Origin of the sequence: Actinosynnema sp. NPDC059797, from assembly GCF_042732085.1 — a bacterium.
Classification (GTDB): Bacteria; Actinomycetota; Actinomycetes; order Mycobacteriales; family Pseudonocardiaceae; genus Actinosynnema.
Genome location: NZ_JBHWIE010000293.1, coordinates 1 through 8990 on the forward strand (window position 1 = coordinate 1; position 8990 = coordinate 8990).

Sequence of the window (8990 nt, forward strand, 5' to 3'; positions counted from 1 at the left end):
GTCTGGTCGTTCCCCCGCCCCTGAGGGTCGGTCCCGGAGAGGCGCCGGAGGCACCGGAGGAGAGGTGCCGGAGGAGAGGCGCGGGGGCGCCGAGGGGTGAGGGCCTGGGCCGTCAGCCGCCGTAGGCCGAGATCGGCGGGCAGGAGCAGACCAGGTTGCGGTCGCCCTTCGCGCCGTCGATGCGCCGCACCGGCGGCCACGCCTTGACGGCGGTGACGCCCGCCGGGAACACCGCCACCTCGCGGCTGTACGGGTGGTCCCACTCCGCCGTGACGCAGGCGGCCGTGTGCGGGGCGTTGCGCAGCGGGTTGTCGTCCGCCGGCCACTCCCCCGAGCCGACGCGGTCGATCTCGCGCCTGATCGCGATCATGGCGTCGATGAACCGGTCGATCTCGGCCAGGTCCTCGCTCTCGGTCGGCTCCACCATCAGCGTCCCCGCCACCGGGAACGACATGGTCGGCGCGTGCAGGCCGTAGTCGGCCAGCCGCTTGGCCACGTCGTCCACGGTCACGCCGGTCGCCTTGGTGATCTGCCGCAGGTCGAGGATGCACTCGTGGGCCACGAAGCCGCCCTCGCCGGTGTAGAGCACCGGGAAGTGCTCGTCCAGCCGCCGCGCCACGTAGTTCGCCGCGGCCACCGCGGTCAGGGTCGCCCGGCGCAGGCCGTCGGCGCCCATCATCCGCACGTACGCCCACGAGATCGGCAGGATCGACGCCGAGCCCCACGGCGCGCCGCTGATCGGGCCGACGCCCGTGGCGGGGCCGGCGGCCGGCTGGAGCGGGTGGTTGGGCAGGAACGGCGCCAGGTGCGACCGCACGCCGATCGGGCCGACGCCGGGGCCGCCGCCGCCGTGCGGGATGCAGAACGTCTTGTGCAGGTTCAGGTGGGACACGTCCGAGCCGAACTTGCCGTACTGCGCCAGGCCGATCAGGGCGTTGAGGTTCGCGCCGTCCACGTACACCTGGCCGCCCGCGTCGTGCACCAGCCCGCACACCTCGCGCACGGTGTCCTCGTACACGCCGTGCGTCGACGGGTAGGTGATCATGATGGCGGCCAGGTCGTCCCGGTGCGCCTCGACCGTCTCGCGCAGGTGGCCCAGGTCCACGTTGCCCTTGTCGTCGCACTTGACCACCACGACCCGCATGCCCGCCATGACCGCGGACGCGGCGTTGGTGCCGTGCGCGCTGGAGGGGATCAGGCACACGTCGCGGTGCGCGTCGCCGTTGGCGCGGTGGTAGGCGCGGATGGCCAGCAGGCCCGCGAACTCGCCCTGGCTGCCCGCGTTGGGCTGGAGCGACACGGCGTCGTAGCCGGTGACCTCGGCCAGCCACCGCTCCAGGTCGCCGATCAGCTCCAGGTACCCGGCGGCGTCCTCGACCGGCGCGAACGGGTGCAGCTCGGCGAACTCCGGCCAGGTGATGGGCTCCATCTCGGCCGTGGCGTTGAGCTTCATCGTGCACGAGCCCAGCGGGATCATGCTGCGGTCCAGCGCCACGTCCTTGTCCGACAGGGACCGCAGGTAGCGCAGCAGCGCGGTCTCCGAGCGGTGGGTGTGGAACACCGGGTGGGTCAGGTACTCGGAGGTGCGGCGCAGGTCGGCGGGGATGCCGTCGGCGGTGTCGGCGTCCAGGCCGTCCACGTCGGCCACGGTGACGCCGAACGCCTTCCACACCAGGTCCAGGTGCTCGCGCGTGGTGGTCTCGTCGCAGGAGACGGACACGACGTCGTCGTCCACCCGCCACAGGTTCACGCCCAGCTCGCGCGCCGCGGCCACGACCTCGGCGGCCCGGCCCTCGACGCGGGCGCGCACGGTGTCGAAGAACTCGCCGTGCACCACCTCGACCCCGGCCTCGCACAGGCCCGCGGCCAGCACGGTCGCCATGCGGTGGGCGCGGGTCGCGATGGCCTTCAGGCCCTCCGGGCCGTGGTAGACGGCGTACATGGAGGCGATCACGGCCAGCAGGACCTGCGCGGTGCAGATGTTGCTGGTGGCCTTCTCGCGGCGGATGTGCTGCTCGCGCGTCTGGAGCGCCAGCCGGTAGGCCGGGTTGCCGTCGGCGTCCACGGACACGCCGACCAGGCGGCCCGGGAGCTGCCGCTCCAGGCCCTGGCGGACGGCCATGTAGCCGGCGTGGGGCCCGCCGAAGCTCATCGGCACGCCGAAGCGCTGGGTGGTGCCGACCACGACGTCCGCGCCGATCTCGCCGGGCGGGCGCAGCAGCGCCAGCGCCAGCAGGTCGGCGGCCACGACGGCCTGCGCGCCGGCCCGGTGGACCTCCTCGATGACCGACGCGTGGTCGCGGACCACGCCGGACGCGCCGGGGTAGGACAGCAGCACGCCGAAGAAGTCGCCGCCCAGGCCGAGGCCCTCCAGGCCCTGCGACAGGTCGGCGGTGACGACCTCGATGCCCAGCGGCTCGGCGCGGGTCTCGATGACGGCGAGGGTCTGCGGCAGCGTGTCGGCGTCGACCACGAACTTGTTCGACTTGGCCCGGCCGGCGCGGCGGACCAGCGTCATCGCCTCGGCGGCGGCCGTGGACTCGTCCAGCATGGAGGCGTTGGCCAGCGGCAGGCCGGTGAGGTCGCCGACGACGGTCTGGAAGTTCAGCAGGGCCTCCAGCCGGCCCTGGGAGATCTCCGGCTGGTAGGGCGTGTACGCGGTGTACCAGGCGGGGTTCTCCAGCACGTTGCGGCGGATCACCGGCGGCGTGGTGGTGCCGTAGTAGCCGAGGCCGATCATCTGGGTCATCGGGCGGTTGCGGGCCGCCAGGGCGCGCAGCTCGGCCAGGGCCTCGGTCTCGGTGGCGGGCGAGGGCAGGTCCAGCACCAGGTCGCGCTCGCGGATCGACTCGGGCACCGCGTGCTGGGCCAGCTCCTCCAGGGAGCCGACGCCGATCACGTCGAGGATGCGCGCCAGCTCGGCGGGCCGGGGGCCCACGTGCCGGTCGGCGAAGGGGGTGCCGTGCTCGAGAGCGGCGAGGGGGATGCGGTCCTGCGTCATGTGTCGCCTCCGGGGCTACGGGCACACTGCTGCCGTTGCCCTCCCCCTCTGTCTCCTGCCCGTCGTCGGGCGCCTGAGAGCTTCACCCGGTGGTGGCCGGGCTTGCACCGTCGGCGGGGTCTTCTTGCCCGACCCGCTTTCCAGAGGCGTCTCACCCGCGCGGTCCTTGCGCCTGAGAGGTTCCGGGGAGGATTTGCTCCTTCGGCGCCGAGCGGGCTCGGACTCTCCCGCGCGGGATAAAGCGACTACGCGCGAATCGTACCCGGCGGCGGTCGCGCGGGTCCCGTCGGCGCGACGTGGATCTCAATGGCTGGACAACCGGGTTTGACCGGGTTTCCCGGTGGGCACACCCGAGGTACCCGGCTGCAACATGTCGTGTCCGCGCCGTTCTCGCGCCGTGGTCGGTGCTCCGGTCGTCCGCTCCCCCGCGGTGTCGCTCCCCGCCGTTCGCTCAGCCGGTGGCGCGGGTGCGGCGGCGGCGTGACAGCTCGTCGTTCGGGGCCGGGACGATCTCGGCGCCGTCCGCGCGCTCGGCGGGGAACTCGTGGATGGTGCCGCTGATCTCCCGCATGGCGCCGCTGACCGCGATGCCGAACACGCCCTGGCCGCCCTGGAGCAGGTCGACGACCTCCTCGGGCGAGGTGCACTCGTAGACCGTGGTGCCGTCGCTGAACAGCGTGATGCGGGCCAGGTCCTGCACGCCCCGGCGGCGGAGGTGGTCGACCGCGACCCGGATGTTCTGGAGCGAGACGCCGGTGTCCAGGAGCCGCTTGACGACCTTCAGGACGAGGATGTCCTTGAACGAGTACAGCCGCTGGCTGCCGGAGCCGTGCGCGCTCCTTATCGTCGGGCTGACCAGGTCGGTGCGGGCCCAGTAGTCGAGCTGGCGGTAGGTGATGCCCGCGATCTGGCACGCGGCGGGGCCGCGGTACCCCACGAGTTCGTCCGGCAGCGAGGAGTCCGGGAACAGCTCGCCCTGTTCGCCGGAGCCGGAACCGGCCCGGATGATGGGCGCTTCCTCGACCACGCCTGCCTCCCCTCGGTCCGGCCACGACGACCGGCGACCAACGTGAAGCCGCCGCGGTGCCCGAATCACACCGTGGCAATTCACCTGAGCTCGACGGTAAGACCGCCTAGGGGGCAGGTCAACGCGACGCGCGGGACGTGTCTGACCTCAACCTGAGGTAGAGGTTGAGAGAGCCGACGGTTGTAAGCCATTCGGGTGACGTTTAGTGATCGTTTAGCAGAGGATTGCTGACGTTGTGTAATCCAGAAGTGTGACACCGGGGGGTGGCACGCGGGGTTGATCCACAACGCACCGCACACACCTGCGAGGGGTTCGGACCAGTGGTCGGGCCTCTCGCAGGTGGTACCCGCCCGTCGCGGGTGGAGGCCCGGCGACCGGGGTTTGGCGGGGGCTGGACCGGGGGTCGCCGACGGGTCGCGCGGGGTCCGTTCCCGAGGTTCGCCCGACCGGTGGGGTGGGGGTTTCGGCACGCCCCGGCAGCCCGCCCGCCGAGGTTGTCCGCGGATCGCGCCCCACCCCGCGCACCGCCCGCGGCCACGCAGGTGAGGTGAGGCGCGGCAACCGGCATCGGTGGAGACGTGCCGGCCGTCGGTGGAGGCGCGCTGGCCGTCGGTGGAGGCGCGCCGGTGGCGGGCGGAGGCGCGTCGGTGGCCGGTGCGGCGGTGCGGCTTCGACCGGGCGGCGAAACGCTCCAGGGGTCCCCTGGGCGGGGACCCCTGTTCAAGCGCGGGTCGGAAGAGCCCGGTGGCTCAGGTCCGGTGGCTCAGGTGTCGGCGCCCCGGAAGTCCTCCGGCGACACGGAGTCGAGGAACTCGCGGAACTTCTCGACCTCGTCCTCCTGCTCGTCCGGGATGATCAGCCCGGCCTCGGCCAGCACCGACTCCTCCGCGTGGATCGGCACCCCGATCCGCAGCGCGAGCGCCACCGAGTCGCTGGGCCGCGCGGACACCCGCACGTCGCCGTCGAACACCAGCTCCGCGAAGTACGTGCCCTCTTGCAGGTCGGTGATCCGCACCTGTTCGAGCTGCCGGCCGAGGGCGCCGATGACGTCCTTGAGCAGGTCGTGGGTCAGCGGTCGCGCGGGCCGCACGCCCTGCTGCTCCAACGCGATCGCGGTGGCCTCGACGGATCCGATCCAGATCGGCAGGTACCGCTCGCCCTCGGTTTCACGCAGCAACAGGATCGGCTGGTTGGCGGGCAGTTCCACCCGCACACCCACGACGCGCATCTCGCTCATCGGGTCTCGCCTCCCTCAGCGCGCTGAAATCCTGGCGTCCCCGCTGTATGAACGAGGATCCCCCACGTACCCTTTCGACGCTACCCGCCAAGCGGGCCTTGTGCGCAACCGCCCGTCCGGTCCGGGATCACGATGCGGACACTTGTTCACCTAGGCGAAACGCGCCTGCCCGCGCCGTCGCGCAGGCCGACCTTGACCAGCAGTGTGTGCAGGGTTACCGAGAGTGCCGCCAGCTCGCGGACGACCTCGTCGGCCCGCGCCCGGTTCGCCGCCGCCGCGGCCTGCTCCACCAGGGCGACCTCGCGGTCCGCCGCGGCCCGGAACGGGCGCAGGTGCCTGGCCTGGAGGCCGTGCTCGGCCATGGCCCGCACCGTCGCGGCGATCTGCACCGCCTCGTGGTCGTAGAACCCGCCGGGACCCGCGGTGACCAGTCCGTGCTGCTCCAGGTCGGCCAGTTCGGCCGACTCGATGCCCGCGCGCGCGAGCAGGTCGTCGCGGGTGATCCGGTGCCCCGGGGACGGGGTGAGGTCCACGGCGCGCACGCCCTGGTCGACCGCGTCCAGGTGCTCCTTGATGACCTTCAGCGGCAGGTACCTGTCGCGCTGCGCGGTCAGCACGTACCGCAGCCGGTCGACGTCCGCCGGGGCGAACTGCCGGTAGCCCGACGCCGTGCGCGCCGGGCGGACCAACCCCTCCGACTCCAGGAACCGGATCTTGGAGATGGTGACGTCGGGGAAGTCGGGCCGGAGCTGGGACAGCACCGCCCCGATGCTCAACCCCCCGCGTGGCCGACCGGCCGCCGTCACCGGAGCCCCACCGTCAGGCCCCCTGGCCCCCGGCGCCCGGACCGGTCAGGAACACCAGGCGGAACTTCCCGATCTGCACCTCGTCGCCGTTGGCCAGCACGGCCTGGTCGACGGGCTCGCGGTTGACGTAGGTGCCGTTGAGGCTGCCCACGTCGATCACCACGAACTCGCCGCCCTCGCGGCGGAACTCGGCGTGCCGGCGCGAGACCGTCACGTCGTCGAGGAAGATGTCGCTGTCGGGGTGCCGGCCGGCGCTGGTCGTGTCGCGGTCCAGCAGGAACCTCGATCCCGCGTTGGGACCGCGCTTGACCACGAGCAGGGCCGACCCGGCGGGCAGCGCGTCGACGCCGGCGACCGCCGGCTCCTGGGCGGGCGCCTCGGCGCCCTCGACCTCGGCGAGGAAGTCGGCCCGGAAAACGGAGGTCCGCTCCGGGGACTGCTCGGGCGGGACGCCGGGCCCGTCGTTCGTGCTCACCTGAGCTCTCCTCCTGCTGCTGGAACCGTCGAGTTCGTTAGAACCTATCGTGCCCGAACCCTTGTCTGAGGAGCGGCTCCCCCACCGACCGAAGAGCCGCCGGAAGATCGACGTCACCCCTGCGCCGCCAGCTCCTGGTACGCGGCGGCGTCGAGCAGGTCGTCCACCGCGGCCGGGTCGTCGAGCCGGAGTTCCACCATCCACCCCTCACCGTACGGGTCGGAGTTCACCAGGTCCGGCTGCTGGTCCAGGGAGTCGTTGCGCGCGACGACCTCGCCGGCCAGCGGCGCGTAGATGTCCGACACGCTCTTGGTGGACTCGACCTCACCCAGCGTCTGGCCGGCGCCGACCTGCTCGCCGAGCTCCGGGAGCTGGACGAACACGACGTCACCGAGCTGCTCTTGGGCGTAGTCGGTGATGCCCACGCGCACGGTGTCGTCGCCTGTGCGCAGCACCCACTCATGTTCCTCGGTGTACTTGAGCTCCTCGGGAATCACCGCGGTGCGCTCCTTCATGACGGTGGATCTTCGGTGCCGGATCTTCCCACGTCCCGTTCAGGCCGGCGCGACCCCCGGCCGTCGGCGCAGCGCGAGGGTGAACTGGTAGACGTACAGGGCGCCCGACCACAGGTACAGGGCCCCACCCCAGATCATGAACGCGTAGGCGACCGGCCGGAGGAGCTGGGCGGCCGTCGAGGCCCCCTGCGCGAGCAGGAGCATGGGGAACGCGTAGAGCAGGTTGAAGGTGGCGGCCTTGCCCAGGTAGTTGACCTCGAACGGGCCGTAGCCGCGGGCCCGGAGCACGGGCAGGCAGGCGCCGACCACCAGCTCCCGGCCGACCAGGACCACGACCACCCACCAGGGGATGATCTCGCGCACGACGAACGCCACCAGCGTGGCCAGGATGTAGAGGCGGTCGGCGGCGGGGTCGAGGAGGACGCCGAGCTTGCTCGTCTGGTCCAGCCAGCGGGCGAGCTTGCCGTCCAGCCAGTCCGACAGCCCGGCGGCGACGAGGACGACCACCGCCCACCCGTCGGCGTGCGGGCCGAGCAGGAGGTACAGGAACAGGGGCACGCCGAGCAGCCGGAGCACGCTGAGCGCGTTCGGGATGGTCAGCAGCCGGTCCGCGGGCTCGACGTGATCGTGCGACACAGGCGGGGACTCTAATCGCGGGTCACCCGCGGAGCCGCGCCACCGCCCGAACGGGCAACCGCGGCGGGACCGGCCGGTTCCCCGGTCCGGCCGGTCGGACGGCCGGCCGCCGCCCGGGGTCAGTTCACCCGGGTGCGGGTCCACCCCCGTCGCCGCAGCTCGTCACCGCTGAGCGCCTGCGGGCGGCCGCGGTCGTCGACGCCGACCCAGCGGCCGTGGAAACCTTCGAGCACGTAGGCGTGGCCCTTGCTCCAGACCACGCTGCACGGGTCGGTGGGCAGCGTTCCCGCGCCGCCGCTGCCGGCGCGCGCCGCCCCGTGCTCCGCGGGTTCCGACTCGGCTTCCGTCGTGGTGTTCATCTTGAGAATCCCCTCCACCAGGGGTGTCGTCCGCACGTCCGGCGGTGTTATCCCCGACACGGTGAATTCTCCTCCGCCCGCACCGGGGTCCCACTCGATTTCCGCCGGATTTCGGCCACCGGTTGCTCGACGCGGCAAGTTGCGCGACGTCTTCCGCCGGGGTGTAGCCGGTACGACCGCGATGAAACCGTTCACCGTCCGTCATCCACCGCACACCGAGACCGGCACTACACTGGTACCGATCAAGTCACCGCCGTACGGTGGTGGCGCAGCGGTTGAGCCAACAGCCGCGCCGGGAGGTCCTGGCCGGTGGACGTGTCCGCCACGCTGCTGTTCCGCGCTGCGCGCGCACGGCCGGGCCGCGGACTTCCCACCCGGCAGTCCAGCTGAAGAGGAGATCCTCGTGACGGTTCAGGATCCGGACGTCGTGGCGACGAGCGGAGCCGAGTCCGCCGCGGCAGGCGGCCCGCGGGCCGGCCAGATCGGCATCGCCGTCCGCAAGGCGGGCGAAGGCGTCACCGTGGTGGCGGTCAGCGGGGAGATCGACATGCTCACCGCGCCGCAGGTGCGCGCGGGCGTGCTGCCCCACCTCGACGCCGGCGACACCGTCGTGCTCGACCTGTCCGGGGTGAGCTTCCTGGGCTCGGCCGGCCTGGCCGTGCTCGTGGAGGCGTCCCAGCACGGCAAGCGCCGGGGCTCCGCGTTCCGCGTGGTGGCCGTCGAGCGGGCCGTGATCCGGCCGCTCGCCGCGACCGGCTTGGGCGACGTGTTCAGCGTGTTCGAGTCGGTCGACCGCGCGTTGGAGGCCGACGAGCCCCGCTAGCCGGCTCGGCCTCAGCCGTGCGGCACCACGTCGACGACCTGGTCCACGCCCGCCGCGACGAGTGCGCGGCGGGCGTTGCCGTCGACGGGCGCGCGCACGATGACCCGGTTG

General features: G+C 72.5%; 9 protein-coding genes and 1 riboswitch. Of the genes, 1 reads left to right on the plus strand and 8 read right to left on the minus strand.

Annotation, left to right across the window (positions count from 1 at the left end):
* Positions 1-112: 112 nt before the first annotated feature.
* The 8 genes from gcvP to ACFV4N_RS34855 all read right to left on the minus strand — a co-directional run bounded on the left by gcvP (position 113) and on the right by ACFV4N_RS34855 (position 8056).
* The gene (gene gcvP / locus ACFV4N_RS34820) at positions 113-3001 is read right to left on the minus strand and encodes an aminomethyl-transferring glycine dehydrogenase (RefSeq protein ID WP_499676916.1); all 2889 of its coding nucleotides are present in this window, start codon (positions 2999-3001) and stop codon (positions 113-115) included.
* A 150-nt stretch (positions 3002-3151) separates the two neighbouring features.
* Positions 3152-3241: riboswitch (glycine riboswitch) on the minus strand.
* Between the two features lie 211 nt (positions 3242-3452).
* Positions 3453-4028, minus strand: a complete 576-nt coding sequence (locus ACFV4N_RS34825) for a MerR family transcriptional regulator (protein ID WP_344040566.1) — start codon at positions 4026-4028, stop codon at positions 3453-3455.
* 763 nt (positions 4029-4791) lie between these two features.
* Positions 4792-5265 carry a bifunctional nuclease family protein gene (locus tag ACFV4N_RS34830; protein ID WP_033427967.1) on the minus strand — a complete coding sequence of 158 codons (474 nt, stop codon included), beginning with the start codon at positions 5263-5265 and terminating at the stop codon, positions 4792-4794.
* A gap of 146 nt (positions 5266-5411) precedes the next feature.
* On the minus strand, positions 5412-6071 hold the full coding sequence (gene ftsR, locus ACFV4N_RS34835; RefSeq protein ID WP_499676917.1) for a transcriptional regulator FtsR: 660 nt from the start codon (positions 6069-6071) through the stop codon (positions 5412-5414).
* 13 nt (positions 6072-6084) lie between these two features.
* The gene (garA, locus tag ACFV4N_RS34840) at positions 6085-6546 is read right to left on the minus strand and encodes a glycogen accumulation regulator GarA (RefSeq protein WP_033427969.1); all 462 of its coding nucleotides are present in this window, start codon (positions 6544-6546) and stop codon (positions 6085-6087) included.
* A gap of 113 nt (positions 6547-6659) precedes the next feature.
* Positions 6660-7061, minus strand: a complete 402-nt coding sequence (gene gcvH / locus ACFV4N_RS34845; protein ID WP_499676918.1) for a glycine cleavage system protein GcvH — start codon at positions 7059-7061, stop codon at positions 6660-6662.
* Positions 7062-7100: 39 nt separating this feature from the next.
* Positions 7101-7697, minus strand: coding sequence for a cardiolipin synthase ClsA (clsA, locus tag ACFV4N_RS34850; protein ID WP_499676919.1), 597 nt, complete (start codon positions 7695-7697; stop codon positions 7101-7103).
* Positions 7698-7816: 119 nt separating this feature from the next.
* Entirely contained in the window at positions 7817-8056 is a 240-nt protein-coding gene (locus tag ACFV4N_RS34855; protein ID WP_499676920.1) for a hypothetical protein, read from the minus strand.
* Positions 8057-8459: 403 nt separating this feature from the next.
* Between ACFV4N_RS34855 and ACFV4N_RS34860 the strand changes: the two genes are divergently transcribed.
* Positions 8460-8879, plus strand: coding sequence for an anti-sigma factor antagonist (locus ACFV4N_RS34860; protein ID WP_499676921.1), 420 nt, complete (start codon positions 8460-8462; stop codon positions 8877-8879).
* The last annotated feature ends 111 nt before the right edge of the window (positions 8880-8990 follow it).

What these genes read in the sequence shown, in the direction of transcription:
- gcvH (WP_499676918.1), bottom strand. Translation starts at nt 7,061, where the DNA reads ATGAAGGAGCGCACCGCGGTGATTCCCGAGGAGCTCAAGTACACCGAG.
- gcvP (WP_499676916.1), bottom strand. Translation starts at nt 3,001, where the DNA reads ATGACGCAGGACCGCATCCCCCTCGCCGCTCTCGAGCACGGCACCCCC.
- ACFV4N_RS34855 (WP_499676920.1), bottom strand. Translation starts at nt 8,056, where the DNA reads ATGAACACCACGACGGAAGCCGAGTCGGAACCCGCGGAGCACGGGGCG.
- ACFV4N_RS34830 (WP_033427967.1), bottom strand. Translation starts at nt 5,265, where the DNA reads ATGAGCGAGATGCGCGTCGTGGGTGTGCGGGTGGAACTGCCCGCCAAC.